Below are 16,062 nucleotides of genomic sequence, written 5' to 3'. Positions count from 1 at the left end.
CAATGCGACGCTATGTCAATCAGATCTTGCTGCCCCTGCTGCTCGCTTCGCTGATGGCGGGCGAAGCCAGCGCTCACGCCTTTCTTGATCATGCCGAGCCGCGCGTCGGCAACAAGGTGGCTAGTCCGCCGCCCACGGTGACGCTCTACTTCACCCAGAAACTGGAAGCGGCGTTCAGCACGGTAAGGGTCACCGGTCCCTCCGGTCAGCGCGTCGATTCCGGGAAGGCGCGCGTGAGCGACAGCCAGATATCCGTCTCGTTAAAGGGAGGCGGTGTCGGGACGTACCACGTCAATTGGCGCGTGCTATCCGTGGACACCCACACGAGCGATGGGAGCTTCACCTTCGAGGTCGGGCCATAGAGCACAGTCGCGATGGACTGGTCCGCAGCAGGAGCGCCGTTGATTGCGACGCGCGCCGTGCACTTCGCAGCCACCGCGATGATGGTCGGAAGCATTGTTTTCGGCACCTTCATCGCCACGCCTGTCTTGCAGCACCACACCACGGCGGCCATTTCGTTCCGGAACCGGACGCGGCGAGGTGTTTGGGCCAGCCTCGTCATCGCGGTGATCTCCGGCGCGATTTGGCTGTTGCTGCAAGCAGCGTCGATGAGCGGAATGCCGCTCAACGAGGCCCTGACCGCCGACGTGCTATCGACGGTCGTCAACGAGACGCAGTTCGGTGAGATAACGACCGTTCGCGCAGGTCTTGCGATCTGCCTGGCAGCCTGCCTCGTCTACGACCGCGCGGCGATCACAAAATGGCTAGGGCTCGCAGCGGCGACTGGGTTTGCCGGCAGCCTCGCCTGGACCGGCCATGCCGGTTCGACCGTTGGCGCAACCGGCTATCTGCACGTAGTTGCAGATGCCTTGCATGTAGTGGCCGCGGCGGCTTGGATCGGCGGCCTAGTGTCGCTGATTACCTTCTTGGCGACGGCCGAGGTACACAATGACATATCGCTCGCCCGCAATGCCGTCGAACGCTTTTCGACACTGGGCATTGTTAGTGTGGCAATCCTCCTGCTCAGCGGCATAGTCAACGCCGCCATTCTGGTCGGCTCACTTCACGGACTCATCGCGACCGAATATGGGCGCGTGCTGATGCTGAAAATGGTGATGTTCGTGCTGATGCTCGCCTTCGCTGCCATCAACCGCTACCGCTTGACGCCGCGGCTCGCGTCCACTGGAAGCCAGCAATCGTGTACCACGCTTGATCAACTGATCCGAAATAGTGTGATCGAGACAATATTCGGGCTGGCTATCCTTGTCATTGTTGCGGTGCTCGGAACGCTACATCCAGCTGTTCACTTGGCCGATCTTACGACCTTGTCGTGATTTGCGATCGTCGAAGGCGTTGCCGTACCCGACCGGGGTCCGTTTTCGCGCCAGAACCGGTCCTCAACAAGAGTTCGGCTTGTGGGCCCGAAGGCGAAGATCGCGATGGCGCCCGGCACGTCAGCAGCCGAGGCCAGACCGGACGTGGTGGTGACGCGGCCAAATCGACGCGAATGACCCTGGATCGCGGTAGGGATGCCCATTGCTGGACACCCCCCGCACAGAATCCGGACAAGCCCGATTCGAGCATCCGGCTCTTACCTCGGGTGTTTAACGGCGAAGCGCCGGTCGGGCCAAGGATGAAGGATGCGCGGCGCGGGAAGCCAGTCGGCGACCAACTTCGTCATTCGCTCCCACGTGAAGCCGTCTTTCTGGCTGCGCCGCCGAAGCGTGCGGCGCCAGAGGTCGGCCACGTAATGCCGGAACGCTGAAAGCGCCCGACTATTTGTGGGCACGGCATAATAGGCGAAGTGGCCTGTAACGACTTGCCTCAGCCAGTGTCCCTGAGACGGGATAGGCTGATGCATTCTTTGCCGCAGCTCCGCCTTGATTTCCTGCAGCTTCGCCCGCATGCGGTCGCGCCGGGTCTTCCGCTGTAGTTGGAAGGCACCCCGTCGAGATTTCCCGCAGATGAAGGTGAAGCCCAAGAACGCGAAGGTCTCCGGTCTACTGATGCCACGCTTCTTGCGCTCGACTGCCGCATGGCGTCCGAACTCAATCAAGCGGGTCTTGCCCGGATGGAGCGACAGCGAGAATGCCTCGAACCGCTCACGCAGTGCATCAAGGAATCGACGGGAGTCGTCCTCATGCTCGAAGCCTGCGACCAGATCATCTGCATAGCGCACGACGATCATGCCGCCGCGGGCCTCTTGCCGTCGCCAGCGATCGGCCCACAGGTCGAACACGTAGTGCAGGTAGATGTTGGCGAGGAGTGGTGAGATCACCGAACCTTGGCCAGTCCCACTGTCAGCTACGGATACGATCCCGTCTTCGAGGATGCCCGCCTTGAGCCATTTACGGATCAGACGGATGATGCGCTTGTCGCCGATGCGGTGCTCCAGGAAGCGGATCAACCAGTCATGGTTGACGCTGCCAAAGAAGTCCCGGATGTCGGCGTCAAGTATGTGGTTCACCTTCCGGCTGGTGACCGCCACCGCCAAGGCGTCCAGCGCATCGTGCGGCCCTCGTCCAGGTCGGAACCCGTACGAGAACCCGAGGAAATCCTCCTCGTAGATGGCGTTGAGCACCATGGCGCAAGCGCCCTGGACGATCTTGTCCTCCAGGGCCGCGATCGCCAGCGGCCGTTGTCGGCCATCCGCCTTCGGTATGTATGTCCGACGCGATGGATGAGGCCGATACGCTCCTCGGTGGACTCTTCCGTGGAGATCCTCGAGATTGCGCTCAAGGTTCACTTCGTAGTCCTGCCAGGTCACCCCATCGACTCCAGCGGCAGCTTTGCGTTTGAGCGCGTAGAATGCCACCTGGAGCGTGTCGACGTTGACCTGATGGAGAAGCGCGGTGAACCGCTCCTTCTTCCTTTGCCTTGCGGCTTGCCGTACGCGGCTCAGCGCCTGGGTCACGCGCGCCCGGGTCTGCGTCCGGTGCGTGCTTTGCTGATCCGCATTCCCCTTGGTCCCTGCCCTTTGCTCCGCCGCCTCCGCCGCCGGTGGCCCGGCTTTGTTCGGCGACTTCCCAGCTACTACGGCAGAGTCAGACTTCTCCGGATCGTGCATCGACGGCTACGGCTCCTCGCCTTCCCGTCGCGGACCGTCTACCCAGAGGGGCTTTCGGCCAACCCGGAGACCTCCCGGTTCCCGTGCAGGGAGCGTGCGTGCATGCCAAGTTCTTCGACCACGCCGGGTTACCCAAGCGCTTGCGATGACGCTCTTGAGCATGTTGCCTTCCGCTACACAGACAGCGTCGGCACCCGGGATCACTTTTCTATCGCGGCTCAATGGTTGGCCTGCACGTCCCCCTACCGACGCTTCGCCGACATCCTCGCGGATACCTGCGCACGGCTCGGGGTCGATGCGGTTCGCTATTCCTTCATCGTAGTGGACTTGCACCACCTACTCCTTGCCGGTCTCCCGGCGCACCTGTGTGAAAACGCTGCGCTTGATGTGATTCGCGCGATATGATTCCCGCACGATTTGCGGGGGGCTGGAATGAAGCGCTTCGTTGCGGAGGCGGATCGTGGGCAATCGACGCTATTGCCCGAGTGCCTCGATGATTTCATTGACGAGAGCAACCCTGTTCGCGTGATCGACGTGTTTGTCGATGCGCTCGATTTGACCGAGCTAAGCTTCGAGGGGGTGAAGCCGGCGGCGACCGGTCGGCCGTCATACCATCCCTCGGTTCTCCTGAAGCTTTACATCTACGGCTATCTGAACCGGGTGCAGTCGAGCCGGCGGCTCGAACGAGAGGCCGGACGCAATGTCGAGACCATGTGGCTGCTGGGCCGGCTCGCACCTGATCACAAGACGATCGCGGACTTCCGCAAAGACAATGGCCTGGCGCTCCGCAAGGTATGCGCACGCTTCGTCGAACTCTGCCGTGAAATGGGTCTCCTCGCGACGTCGAGCGTCGCCATCGATGGCAGCAAGTTCAAAGCTGTGAACAACCGGGACAAGAACTTCACACGCGCGAAGGTGGAGCGGCGGCGCGCGCAGCTGGAGGAGAGCGTCGCGCGCTATCTGAGCCAACTGGACACGGCCGACCGGCAGGAGCCGAGCGAGGCGTTGGCCGCCAAGGTGACGAGGCTAACCGAGAAGCTGACGAAGCTGAGGGAGGAAATGGGCAAGCTTGCCGTCTACGAGAAGCAGATGCTTGCGTCACCCGATCAGCAAATCTCGTTGACCGATCCCGACAGCCGTTCGATGGCGACAAGCGGCCGGGGCTCCGGCACCGTTGGCTACAACGTGCAGGTCGCCGTCGACACCGAGCACCATCTGATCGTAGCGCACGAAGTGACGAACAGCGGCTCAGATCGGGCACAACTCGCCAATATGGCCAAGCAGGCGAAGGCTGTTCTCGAGACCGAGACGCTCGAAGCTGTAGCCGATCGCGGCTACTTCAACAGCCCGGAGATCCTCGCGTGCCACGAGGCCGGCATCACCGTAACTCTGCCCAAGCCGCTGACGTCGGGTGCCAAATCGGAGGGGCGCTTCGGTAAGCAGGACTTTGCCTATTTGCCAGAGGAGGACGCCTATCGCTGTCCGGCCGGGGAGCGATTGCCGTATCGCTACACAAACGAAGAAGACGGCAAGATGCTGCGGCGCTACTGGACCACTGCGTGTCAAAGTTGTTCGCTCAAATCGCAGTGCACGACAGGACCAGAGCGGCGAATTACACGCTGGGAGCACGAGCATCTGCTTGAGGCTGTGCAGCAGCGCCTTGACGCAAACCCAGAAGCCATGCGTCAGCGTCGGGAGACGGTCGAGCATCCGTTCGGCACGATGAAGGCCCGCATGGGAGCGACACACTTCCTCACCAAAACGCTCCCAAAAGTAGCGGCCGAGATGGCACTCTCGGTCTTGGCCTATAATCTTACACGGGTCATGAACATCGTCGGGGCCAAGCCACTGATCACTGCGATCGCGGCCTGAGACAGGCGCGGTTCCTAGCTTCCGGACCGATGCCCTTTGAAGCCGTTTTTACACGGCCAAGACCCATAGCTGGCATTTGGTCCCGCAATTAAGCATCCGGGCCGCTCTCCGGGGTGCTAAACGTGCGTCAGAGGATCATCTTTCTTTACGCCGGTGCGGACATGAGGCGGCGAGCTTTTCTGAGTGTCATGTGTGGTGCGGTGGCATGGCCGCTCGCTGCGGCGGCACAGCAGAACACCAACAGCACGCGTCTTGCTATCTTCAGTCCAGCCCAACCACGAATACGATCGGAACGGTAGCAATTGCCGATTTAAGGGCGAGGGCTGGTGACGGCCAGATCGTCCCGAAATTGTCCCAGCTCACGGGTGGGTGTTGGTTTTCTGAATAAGCCGCCATGCGACGCGCGATCGTGGAAGGTCTCCGAACTCGGACGAGGCGTAGTCCCGGCCTTCCGGGGTAATGATGTGGACGTCGTAGCAGCCGATCTTGGCAAGCTCCCTGGCCTTCGCAAGGGCCGCTTCGGCGGTCTTCCTCCGGTGCGCCAGCTCGCCGTGCTTGCACATGCCTCTGACGGTGAAACTCATTTCTTCTTCTTTTTGTTCTTTTTCATGGTATCGGCCTGGGCCCGGAATGCCTCGGCCAAGATCTTCATCTGATTTGCCACAAAGGCGTCAGCAGTGCGTGCGGCTGCCTTTTCGGCCACCTCAGCCTGCTTGCGGATGTCCTTTACAGCTCCCATGGAAGCTTAATTTCGAGGCCACAGTGTTGTTCCGCCCTAGCGGCTTGCTTTTGTTTGGGGTTTGGCCCATTGGGCGCCCACATTCCCGCGGGACATGCCGAACCTCGATATTATCAAGGGATATCCACCCGCCGATTGTCAGCTGACGCGCAGATTTTCCGCGGACATTTTACCTAGGCGCCCCGCTCTCAATTCGTGGGCTGATGCAGCACGCCGTCAGCGAGCGCGGTAAAGCCAGCCTTCTTGACCGCACTGATGTTGGGGCCGCCGTCGTCCGGCTGGATGAAGCCATAGCCCTTCGTCGGAACGGGCGAGACTCCCATTCTCCGCCCGTAGGCAGGTTGGGCTACAGCCAAATTCATCGGCGGGCGTTCCTTTCCCGAGCGTGTTTCGGTCGCGGCAGAGGTCGTTGACCCTTCCCCGCATGCGCGATGTCGGAGCTCCGTGGGCGCGGGTCTATCCGCTCCATCCCTTGAAAGGTGCCGGGGAGCATCTAAATAACATCCAGGAACCATCCAGGAGGATGGTAAAAGTGGATGTTAGCTATGGCCCTTAATGTGCACGAGCTACGACCCAAGGCCCCCGACACCGAGAAGATCACAATCAACCTTGGCTACGTCGACCTCGGTCATGTCGATCTCATGGTGCAGGAAGGGTTCTATTCGAACCGGACCGATTTCATCCGGACAGCCATCCGGAACCAGCTCGAGCGCCACGCAGAGGTCGTCAGACAATCCACGGCCCGGAAGAACCTGGACCTCGGGCTGCGCAACTACACTCGCGAAGATCTCGAAGCGGCGCGGCGCGCCGGCGAGATGCTGCAGATCAATGTTTTGGGCTTAGCCACCATCGCCCAGGACGTCACTCCCGAGTTGGCTCGCGCCACAATCGCGTCGATCTCGGTGCTGGGCGCCCTTCACGCCACTCCCGCGGTCAAGACCGCTCTCGCCGACAGAACGAGGTGAACGATGCTGAATCAAGACATAGTCCGTGAGGCAACCCGTCTCACGCGTGCCGGCCAACTGGTCGAGGCCACCGCGCTCCTGCAGCGCATGCTCCAGGGCGGTAGCGCTCCAGGACCGGAGTCTCGCAGCGCCGCTCAGGCTCGGCTCCCGCGCCTCGATCCGCTTACCATCGACGCCACGGCCGACGTCGTCGAGGAGCGGGAAGCTTCGCAGATCTCGCCGGCCCGCTCTGCTCAGGGACGCAGACGCTCCTTACTGCTCGACGGCATGCGGGATTTTTCGGGGCTCCGCCTGCGAAGTCCGATCACGCGCGCTCCGCTGTCCCCATCGGACATCGTGCCCGAGGGCACACGGTTTATCGCCGGTACCTTCAGTAACGCCGCGGGAACCCGGACCTACAAACTGTTCATCCCAAGCCGCTGTCAGGGACAACGGCTTCCCCTGATCGTCATGCTTCATGGCTGCACCCAGTCGCCGGACGATTTCGCGGCCGGCACCCGGATGAACTTCCTGGCGGAAGAGCAGAATTGCTTCGTGGTCTATCCTGAGCAGCCGAGCGGGGCCAACCATTCGAAGTGCTGGAACTGGTTTCGCACCGGCGACCAGCGCCGCGGCGGGGGCGAGCCCTCCATGATCGCCGGCATTACCCGCGAGATCATGCGCGGCCATGCGATCGATCCGAAGCGCGTATACGTCGCGGGTCTGTCGGCCGGCGGGGCCGCGGCCGCCATCATGGGCGCAACATATAGCGACCTGTACGCGGCCGTTGGTATTCATTCAGGCCTCGCGTGCGGGGCCGCGAGCGATCTTCCCTCCGCGTTCGTCGCCATGCGGCAGGGAGGCGGCTCCAAGGCAATTGCGGATGGCAAAACTTCTGTGCCGACCATCGTTTTCCATGGCGATCGCGACACTACGGTGCATCCAAAGAATGGCGATCAGATTATCGAGCAGTCCGCCAGGGCAACGAGGCCGACGACGAAGATACTTCGCGGACGCGTACCCCACGGCCATGCCTATACTCGCACCATCCTGATCGACGGGGCCGGTCGGGCGGTCTTCGAACACTGGAACATCGATGGCGCCGGACACGCCTGGTCAGGCGGCAGCCCCGCCGGGTCCTACACTGATCCGCAAGGGCCGGATGCGACGAGGGAAATGCTGCGCTTCTTCCTCGAGCATTCGCTCGGTGGCTAGTCCGGCTTCACAGGGCGCTCAGGTTGTCCCCGAGGCCCGTCGCCGAGCTTCGGGATCAGCTTGGCGTCGCCGAAGCCGCCCTCTATCCGCCAGCGCGGCGCGCGCTGCGTGCGGGATGAAGTCACCTTTCAGGCTTTCAACTCGAAAGGAGCCGCAGATTCTTGGAGAGATCTAATACCTTTGAGCGCCCATCCACGAAGCTCGATTGATCAAGGCGACCGCCTAGGCCCGATCCGAAGCCACCCGCCTAACGGCACTGACGATGTCCTCCGGACAAGGGGGCTTCTGCAACATCAGGCTTTCCGGGCACCGGGCGGAGCGCGACGGCGAGTAACCAGTCGCATCAATCACCGGGAGTTTGCGATGATCCTCTCGGCAACGTTCGGCGATCTGCGATCCGTCGATGGGGCAGCTCGACGTCCGTGATGAGAACGGTCGGCGACCCGCCGCCCGCATCACGCCAACGCCTCTTCAGATGCCGTCTTCCGAAGGTTCGCTTCAAGGAAGTCTCGCGAAAATCAAGGCATGAACGCTTGCGTAGTCGCCGCAACTTAAAGCGGGAGAGCACAACGAGTGGAGGGCTGATTGTTCTCAGACTGACGCCATGGAGCATAGGTCTGAAAGATCGCCAGCTAGGTGTTTGTTTGTTGGAGTTGCTACCTAAAATCAACGTTCACTCCCAGAACGTGCGATTGATCTCTATTCATGCGGGACTCCGACAATGCGCGGATTTGGAACGCCACATCACAAAGCCTGTTGTCCTTTCAGAAATGAGTTGTGGTCGCACCCGCATTTGCTTGGAGCGTCAGATGAGCAAACGAAAACCGGCAACGGCGCCAAAGCGCGCCCGCAATCCGAAAACGGCCGCGCGGGCCCAACGGAACAAGCCGGCCATTGTTAAGAGCCCGAAAGAGGATTTTCTTCGCTCTGTTGCGGCAGTCTCGATTGAACCGCCTCTTAAGCTTCATGATGATCCTAACACGAGGTTCCTATTATTGAGGCTCGGGTGGATGCCTTACCAGATGACCTCAGTCAGAGAATGACGGATAGCGATCCAACGAAAGGCTTTGCTTCAGCGACGGCAAACATGCAGGCGTATCAAGCGAAGCTTCTCGAAATAGCCTGGGCCAACGTGCAATTTGCTTTTGAATTCGGCCTGGGACTTGCGACGATCAGGTCACCAGCTGAATTTTTCGGCGTCATTACGGAGTTTACAAGTAGACGGGTCGATATGTTCGGGCAGCATTCGAAAGAATTGGCGGCATATCCGTTCTGGCGCATCAAGCCGCGCCGAGAGCTCCCGACTCTCCCGGGACGATAACTGTAAGCCGTACCCGCTGCGGCAAAAGGATGGACGCAAACGCGGAGCACGCACGCGCCGATCACGGTTGTTCCTTTCGGCTGGGGAGCGCGGCTCACAACGAGGGAGGGGAATCAGCATCGGCCATCGGCCCTTAGCGGGCTCAGAGCCGATGCGAGATACCCGCTATCGCGAGGTTGACAACATGTCCACAACTGAAGCCGTGCTGTTGATCGTTTTGGCCGGACTTGCTGTTCTGATCCTCGGCAACATTGCGTTTCAGGTCGCAGCGGAGCGAAAGAATCCGCCGATCGGCGTCTTTATCGAGTGCGACGGCGTGCGCCTTCACTATATCGAACGGGGCGATGCCGCCGCGCCTTGCGTGGTCCTATTCCACGGGAACGGCACCATGATTCAGGATCTCGTCCTAAGCGGTTTGGTCGACCGCCTGGCCCACAACTATCGCGTCGTTTGCTTCGACCGGCCAGGATTTGGCTACAGCGACCGTCCGCGCGCGCGCATCTGGACGGCCACAACGCAAGCTTCCTTGTTCGCGAAGGCTCTTGATCAGCTTGGAGTGCGCAACCCAGTGGTGCTCGCCCACTCTTGGGGAACGCTGGTGGCAATCGCGCTGGCACTGCGAAGCGGTTATACCGTGAGTGGGCTCGTGCTTGTGTCCGGCTACTATTTTCCAACCTCTCGGATCGACTTTTGGCTCATGTCAGGTCCGGCACTGCCGCTGCTCGGGGATTTGATGCGCTACACTATCTCACCGATCATATCATGGGCCATTACACCGAAGCTGATGCGTACGCTGTTCGCGCCGCGTGCCATTCCGCCGAAATTCAAGAACGAATTTCCGATCTCGTTGGCTCTCCGGCCCAAGCAGTTGAGGGCGGCCGCCGAGGAGAGCGCGTTCCTTATTCCAGCTGCCGCACAGTTGCAGCTTCAGTATCGGGGCATCCGGTGTCCCGTTAGGATCCTGCATGGACAGGGTGACCGGGTGATCGAGGCCGACCAGTCGCGCCGCCTGCACGAGGCGTTGCCCGGCTCCCTGCTACATCTGGTCGAGGATGCCGGTCACATGGTTACCTATGCTGATACGCCGGGAATAGCGGATGCCGTGACGGCGCTGGCGCCCACCGCACCGGTGAGGACCGCATAGGCTTTCCTGTTGCAATGCGGGCGTCCGGAAGTGGCCCGAAGCCAAACAGCACTTAAGCCGTTGAGATGTCGGCTATGCGAGGTCTAGGAGACGCTCAGCCGCACTGGCGTCAACCGCCGCTTCTGACCCCAAGGAGACATGACGAGCCAGGTGGACTAAGGTCACGCCAATGCATCAGGAGAAAGACGATGTCAGATCGATCGATCTTCATTACTGGCGCCAGCTCGGGGATTGGGCTGGCCACGGCAAGTCTCCTCATTGTTGAGGGCTGGAAAGTCGGCGTCTGCGATCTTAACCCAGACCGGATGACCGAAACATTCGGCTCGAAGGCCAACATTTACAAAGCTAGTGTCACGCAGTTTCCGGAAATCAAGGCCGCCATTGAAGACTTTGCCGAAAGCAGTGGCGGCAAACTCGACGCGCTCTTTAACTGCGCGGGTATTCTCGACATGCGCATGTTTGAGCAAACGCCGATCGATAGAATGTATGCGATCTGCGACGTCAACATCAAGGGAGTTCTGAATGGTACCGCAGCAGCGCTTCCGTTTCTAAAAAAGAGCAATGAGTCGAAGGTTGTGACGATGAGTTCGATGGCCGCGATGTACGGTATTGCCGAGCAGGCGGTCTACTCGGCTAGCAAGTTCGCTGTGCGGGGCCTCACAGAAGCACTCAATATTGAGTTGGAGACGGAAGGCATCTGGGTTTGCGACGTGATGGTGAGCTACGTTCGCACGCCTATGATCTTGCAAGCCGCCCACAAGGCTAAGTCCATGAGTATCCTCGGCGTGAGCGTTGAGGCGGATCAAGTTGCAGCGACCGTAAAAGAGGCGCTCTCGGGCAGAAAAGTTCATTGGTTCGTGACGGAGAACAGCGAGGCGTTCGCCGATCGACTCGCCAGGATGTCCGCTGAAGAACGTCGACAGACTATGCGGAAGATTACAGGATTTGACGGTGCGCCTCCTGTCCAGTGACTACACTAAAGCTTGAAGCATAATTTCGGAATGTCGGTTGTTGGTCGCTTGCTGCTTCTCTCTCACCGCCCTGACGTCATCTTGCCGGGTGTTATCCGCGACGCCCCCACGCGACCCAATTCGAACTTGGTTCGCAATAACAACTCAAGCCGATCCGAAAATGAGTTTAACCGCCCTCAGTCTAACTTTTTCGCTGTATGCTATGGGGCCTTCAAGCTCCGCGACAACATTAGGGAGGAGGTTAGGATGAACAAATCCTTTGTCGCCGCCACTTTGATCGCGTTGGCAAGTTCTGCGGTAGCTCAAGATGCGATGCAGGTGGTCAAGCCCGATGGGCTAACGTGGGTAGAACATCCGGTCTTCAGGGGCGCGCAAACCGCCATCCTGATCGGTAACCCAACAAAGGCCGAGACGATCGTTCAGCGGGTGAAGTTCCCGCCGAACTTTAAAGTGCCGCCACACACCCATCCTTATGCCGAGGTCGTCACCGCGATGAGTGGCAGCTTTGGGAACGCCATGGGGGAAAAGTTTGATCCCGCGAAAGGCGAGATATTGAAGCCGGGCTCCGTCTTCGCGCTCCCGGCAAAGCACCCCCATTATGTTTGGACGACAAACGAAGAAACGATGGTCCAAATTGTGTTCACCGGGCCGGGTGGCATCGAGTTCATCGATCCAGGCGACGATCCGCGAAAAAAGTAAAAACGAAGCGCCGAAGCATAAAAAAGAGGCCATCTTAATCGGTGGCCTCTTTCGTCATTCCGCACAGGCGGGATGTCAGCTATTGGTGTGCGCGGCGCTTTCCAGTGGGTGCAAGTCCCACCCGCCAAACGCTCCAGCCGGAAGTAACCGGAGCAGCTATGGAGGTGACGAAGTGGCTGAAGCCTTCGGATAGCTGTCACGATATACGGTGACAGCGCGAGTGTGCAGGCCGTAACGCGAGTGAACGCTGAGCAAGCCTCGAAAAGGACGATGCACAGGCCGACCTGACGGCCATATCAGGGAAGGCTGACACGACTGGGGCGACGTGAGCGAGGCAATACCTCCAGTCGCTGTGCCGGGGTAGTGGCGACAGCATGTACACAAGGAAAGCGTATTGCTCAGCGGATCGTGCGGTTGGCGCCCAGTCAAGTCAGGTCCTGATTGGTCTCGGTTCCGATTGATCTTCCAGATGCCGCTCGGCCTGCTCGGCAAGGTAATCGTATTCCTCAGCCATCTTGGTCAGCCGGGCTCGGCTAGCCGCGTCTCTGGTGCGTTCTGCTTTGGCACGCGTCTGGGCTGCGCGTTGCAGCCAATGGCTTGGGCTTGAGAGATCGCGCGACATCGGAGCTACGGAGCCACCTCATTTTTACACGACCAAGAGAAGTCTGCGATTCGGGCGTGTTGGCGGCCAATTCGAGGCGATAACCGGAGCGGCTGGAGAACCTGGATTCGGCCCATGTGCTTAGGATGACCTACCGAACGAGGTCGGATTCGCCTCGACATATTCAGCCCACAGCTCTTGCATTATCCTCTTCACGGTCTCCGGATCGTGTCGGTCGCCGGCTCGAGGTTCGCTTTCGAGTTGGCCTAGGTGAAAGCTCCCGGAGAGAGGATTGCCGATGTCAGGAATAAACGCGGCGCCCGTTGGCTTGTGTGTAATGCCTTCAGGCGTGATATTGAATTGGTCTCGACTAACTAAAATGTTGGCCACTGTCGCTGCCACCCTGGGGCGGCCGTTACCCTCTGGACTACCAAGGAGGCGTTCTCCGCAAGTCGAAGTTCAACGTTCCACCCGATAGCAATGTTCCTGTTGGACGTTCATGTCAGAGGGACTTCCTGCACGGGCGGTCTTTCCTTCGTTCGCCTCGCACATGATCTTGAGAACGTCATCGGTCAGGTTCGCGCGGCCTTCCGTCAGCCGGACAAAGCTTCCGGACTCATGCAGCCCAACCTAGACGCTCAGCATCATCATCGTGCGTTTTGGCCTCTGATCGTGATTTTTGGCCAGATTTTCCAGAATAGCTGATGTTCCGCGCCACAAGAAGGCTGTCGCCTTCGACCATTCCGTATTGTTGGTCGACTCCCTTCTAAATCGCGGCATGGTTCGTCACACCTCGATGACTGCTCTTTTCTCGATCACTCCCGTTTCCAAATCACGACTACGGGAGGTCTCGATAAGCTCGCTGTCGGCGCGTTGGAGCCTCCGCACCCGGGACACCCCCGCGGCTTTTGTCTAGATCCGACCTGCAGCCACGAGGCCGGTGAGGATCGCAAGCGACTCAAACAAGAAGTAACTACCGAATATCAGTTCGGCGTCCGGCGCTGTGTCGATATCGCGCGCCTCGGCTTTTCGGGTGAAGCATCCCCCGGTGAGCATTCCAGGCGGGCGCTGGTCGCCAGTGCCGATGGGCGTCAGGTATCCCGAGACGAGCTGGGTCACGGTACGTTCCGCGAAGTCCTGGTACTTGGCGCCACCAGTGGGGCCGAGTGCGGACGCAAGTCGCAAGGATGCTGCCGCGGCGATCGCAGTGGCCGCGGTATCCCTGCTGGTACTCGGAATTGCCGGGTCATCGAAGTCCCAGTACGCAACGAGGTCCGCTGGAACGTGGGCGATCCACCAGTCCAGCACGCGCATGGCATATTCGCGCCACAAAGACTCCTGCGGACGAACCATGGCCGCATGAGCGGTATAGAGCACCGCCCACCCCTGCGCGCGTCCCCAGGTACTAACATCGTTGTATCCCTTATGCGTATGCGTTCTCAGCACTTTTCCCGTCTGCGGGTCGAGCGTAGACGATTGGATCACCGAACGATCGGGTCGCACATGGATCTCCAAGACCCTTCGCATGTGGGCGTTGGCGACGTCCTCCATGTGCGAGTCACCCAGCTGGTCCGCCGCCCAGTAAAGCAGACCCGTGGCCTGCAGGGAGTCGATGCTGCTTTCAGCTATCCCCACGGCGCTGGCCTCCTCAGCCTCCTGGCCTAACGGGATCAAGCCCAGTCTTGGGTCGAACATCTGCTCCAGAGACCTAGCTGCCGTGAGCGCAGCATCACGTGCCGTTTCATCCCCGAAGAGGATACTTCCAAGCGCCGCACCGTGGTAGAAGCCAAAGCCCTTGAATGCCGTCCGGCGCTCGGCACGAGGCAGCATCCGGGCCAGCGCGGCATGCGCGTCAGATATCGGGAAGCGCTGCGGGTCCGCCAGATGGGCGAGCCAGAGTTCGCCAACGAATGCCCCGCCGGTCCAATCGCCATCGGAGGTGAACGTCCATTTTCCATCCTCAGTACGGGCCCAATGCGGTAGGCCAGCTGTGGAAGCATCCCTCGTTTGTGCAATGCGCGCCAGCATGCGCTCACGCGCGGATAAGAAGTCGCTTCTGGACATGTTTTCTCCCAAGAAGGTCTCTCGGGCCAAGCGACGCCCGATTGTGTAGCGACAGGGTCTTAACGTCAGTCGCCGATGCAGACGTGGCCGCGCTTCTTCGCGAGGTGATAAACGACCACGCTCAGCACCGCGATCACGGATCCATACACGGGAAACATCCAGGCCATCTGCGCATGCTGCAACCACACCAGCAGATAGGGCGACGTCCCGCCAAACAGTGATACCCCGAGCGCATACCCGACAGCGATACCCGTCGTACGCACTGCGCGCGGCATCAGGGTGGTTGCGATAAAGTTGTAGAGAGCCATGTTGAAGCCGACGATCGCGCCTCCGAACACCATCACGAAGAAGAACGTGGAAATGCTCTTCTCGGAATAGACCAACGTGAGAAAGAAGCACGCGACGAGCAGCAGGCGCAGCAGCGTGAATGCGCGCGAGGGCCGGATCTTGTCTGCGAAGGCGCCCACGAACGGCGCTGTGACGATCCAGATCACGCCCATGAGTGTCGTAATCCCGTACACCCAGGTGGAGTTCTCCTTGAACACACCGTTGGCCAGGTTAGGCAAACCAGCATTCCAGGCGTAGTTCGCAATCTGTACCGCTCCGACGACCAGGATGACGGCGAGCAGCGAAAGCCGTACGCTCCAGAGCGTCTTCCACACGTCGCCTGTGGTCTTCTGGGTTCGCGACAGTCCGTCGCGATGCATGGCGTGCTTGATCAAGGTCTCTGGCAGTTTGCTACGCAAATAGACGATCAGCAGGCCGAGTGCTCCGCCGACTGCAAAGGGTAGCCGCCAAGCCCATTCGTGCATGGTCTCGGGAGCCACCGAGGCACTCACGAAAAAGGCGACCATACTGGATGCGAAGACACCGAGCTGGATAAATGTGCCGCTGATCAGACCAAGGTATCGCCCCTCCTCGCGCGGCGGCGCAAGTTCGATCGCAATGGCGTTGGCGACACCCGCTTCGGCGCCGGTGGCGAGCCCTTGGATGAGCCTGATAAGCAGCAATATCACCGCCGCAGCGAGGCCAAGCTCCCTGTAACCCGGCAACACCGAAATCAGCAGCGAGCACAATGCCATCGCGGTGACGGAGATCATCATCACCCGCTTGTGGCTGATGCGATCGACAATGGGACCGAGTATCGCTGCTCCTACCGGTCGCGCGAAGAAGCCCGCGCCGTACACGGCAAGTGCGGCGAGCAGCGACGTCGTCGGATCACTGGAGGGAAAGAACAGCGGCGACAGAAAAGAAGCCATCATTCCGTAGACGGTCCAGTCGTACCACTCCAGCGCCACACCACCGCCCAAAGCTATGGTCATGCTCTTAGTGGCAACTTGTTTCTCATGCGGCGTCGCCGGCGCCATGGTTTGCGGCGTGGCTCGAGCGATGGGTTCAACAATAGTGGTCATTCATTCCCTCCGG

Annotated in this window: 14 protein-coding genes and 1 pseudogene; 9 read left to right on the top strand and 6 right to left on the bottom strand. The window is 60.1% G+C overall.

Annotated features, from left to right (window positions below; all coding sequences use genetic code 11):
- The first annotated feature begins 2 nt into the window (after positions 1–2).
- On the top strand, positions 3–362 hold the full coding sequence (locus ACR9YP_RS09260) for a copper resistance CopC family protein (protein ID WP_474219467.1): 360 nt from the start codon (positions 3–5) through the stop codon (positions 360–362).
- Between the two features lie 12 nt (positions 363–374).
- Positions 375–1,334: a copper homeostasis membrane protein CopD gene (gene copD / locus ACR9YP_RS09255; protein ID WP_474219466.1), complete on the top strand. Its 960-nt coding sequence runs from the start codon at positions 375–377 to the stop codon at positions 1,332–1,334.
- Between the two features lie 257 nt (positions 1,335–1,591).
- Here the strand turns inward: copD and ltrA are convergent, their stop codons facing one another.
- Entirely contained in the window at positions 1,592–3,067 is a 1,476-nt protein-coding gene (gene ltrA, locus ACR9YP_RS09250) for a group II intron reverse transcriptase/maturase (RefSeq protein WP_474219464.1), read from the bottom strand.
- Positions 3,068–3,499: 432 nt separating this feature from the next.
- Between ltrA and ACR9YP_RS09245 the strand changes: the two genes are divergently transcribed.
- Positions 3,500–4,939 carry an IS1182 family transposase gene (locus tag ACR9YP_RS09245; RefSeq protein ID WP_474219463.1) on the top strand — a complete coding sequence of 480 codons (1,440 nt, stop codon included), beginning with the start codon at positions 3,500–3,502 and terminating at the stop codon, positions 4,937–4,939.
- 359 nt (positions 4,940–5,298) lie between these two features.
- Here ACR9YP_RS09245 and ACR9YP_RS09240 read toward each other — a convergent pair whose 3' ends face one another.
- The 3 genes and pseudogenes from ACR9YP_RS09240 to ACR9YP_RS09230 form a co-directional block, all read right to left on the bottom strand.
- Complete coding sequence (locus tag ACR9YP_RS09240) at positions 5,299–5,523, bottom strand: hypothetical protein (RefSeq protein ID WP_474219461.1); 225 nt, start codon at positions 5,521–5,523, stop codon at positions 5,299–5,301.
- Positions 5,520–5,678, bottom strand: coding sequence for a hypothetical protein (locus tag ACR9YP_RS09235; protein WP_474219460.1), 159 nt, complete (start codon positions 5,676–5,678; stop codon positions 5,520–5,522). Before ACR9YP_RS09235 ends, ACR9YP_RS09240 begins: the two co-directional genes overlap by 4 nt.
- Before the next feature lie 138 nt (positions 5,679–5,816).
- A pseudogene (locus tag ACR9YP_RS09230) lies at positions 5,817–6,001 on the bottom strand (cold-shock protein).
- 222 nt (positions 6,002–6,223) lie between these two features.
- Here ACR9YP_RS09230 and ACR9YP_RS09225 point away from each other — a divergent pair.
- From ACR9YP_RS09225 to ACR9YP_RS09200, 6 genes are all read left to right on the top strand, one after another.
- Positions 6,224–6,643: a CopG family transcriptional regulator gene (locus ACR9YP_RS09225; protein ID WP_474219459.1), complete on the top strand. Its 420-nt coding sequence runs from the start codon at positions 6,224–6,226 to the stop codon at positions 6,641–6,643.
- Positions 6,644–6,646: 3 nt separating this feature from the next.
- Positions 6,647–7,837, top strand: a complete 1,191-nt coding sequence (locus tag ACR9YP_RS09220; RefSeq protein WP_474219458.1) for an extracellular catalytic domain type 1 short-chain-length polyhydroxyalkanoate depolymerase — start codon at positions 6,647–6,649, stop codon at positions 7,835–7,837.
- A 1,039-nt stretch (positions 7,838–8,876) separates the two neighbouring features.
- On the top strand, positions 8,877–9,158 hold the full coding sequence (locus ACR9YP_RS09215) for a phasin family protein (protein WP_474219456.1): 282 nt from the start codon (positions 8,877–8,879) through the stop codon (positions 9,156–9,158).
- A 151-nt stretch (positions 9,159–9,309) separates the two neighbouring features.
- Entirely contained in the window at positions 9,310–10,302 is a 993-nt protein-coding gene (locus ACR9YP_RS09210; protein ID WP_474219455.1) for an alpha/beta fold hydrolase, read from the top strand.
- Positions 10,303–10,490: 188 nt separating this feature from the next.
- Positions 10,491–11,273 (top strand): SDR family NAD(P)-dependent oxidoreductase, encoded by a 783-nt coding sequence (locus ACR9YP_RS09205; protein WP_474219454.1) that lies wholly within the window; start codon positions 10,491–10,493, stop codon positions 11,271–11,273.
- A 246-nt stretch (positions 11,274–11,519) separates the two neighbouring features.
- A complete protein-coding gene (locus tag ACR9YP_RS09200) occupies positions 11,520–11,972 on the top strand; it encodes a cupin domain-containing protein (RefSeq protein ID WP_474219453.1) in 453 nt (150 codons plus the stop codon).
- A 1,513-nt stretch (positions 11,973–13,485) separates the two neighbouring features.
- Here ACR9YP_RS09200 and ACR9YP_RS09195 read toward each other — a convergent pair.
- Positions 13,486–14,637, bottom strand: a complete 1,152-nt coding sequence (locus tag ACR9YP_RS09195) for a hypothetical protein (protein WP_474219452.1) — start codon at positions 14,635–14,637, stop codon at positions 13,486–13,488.
- A 65-nt stretch (positions 14,638–14,702) separates the two neighbouring features.
- Positions 14,703–16,049: an MFS transporter gene (locus ACR9YP_RS09190; RefSeq protein WP_474219451.1), complete on the bottom strand. Its 1,347-nt coding sequence runs from the start codon at positions 16,047–16,049 to the stop codon at positions 14,703–14,705.
- Positions 16,050–16,062: the final 13 nt, after the last annotated feature.

The sequence above is a fragment of the Bradyrhizobium sp. BR14999 genome (assembly GCF_056106085.1).
The sequence above is the reverse complement of the archived record's forward strand: the minus strand, read 5'-3'. Positions and strand labels throughout refer to the sequence as shown.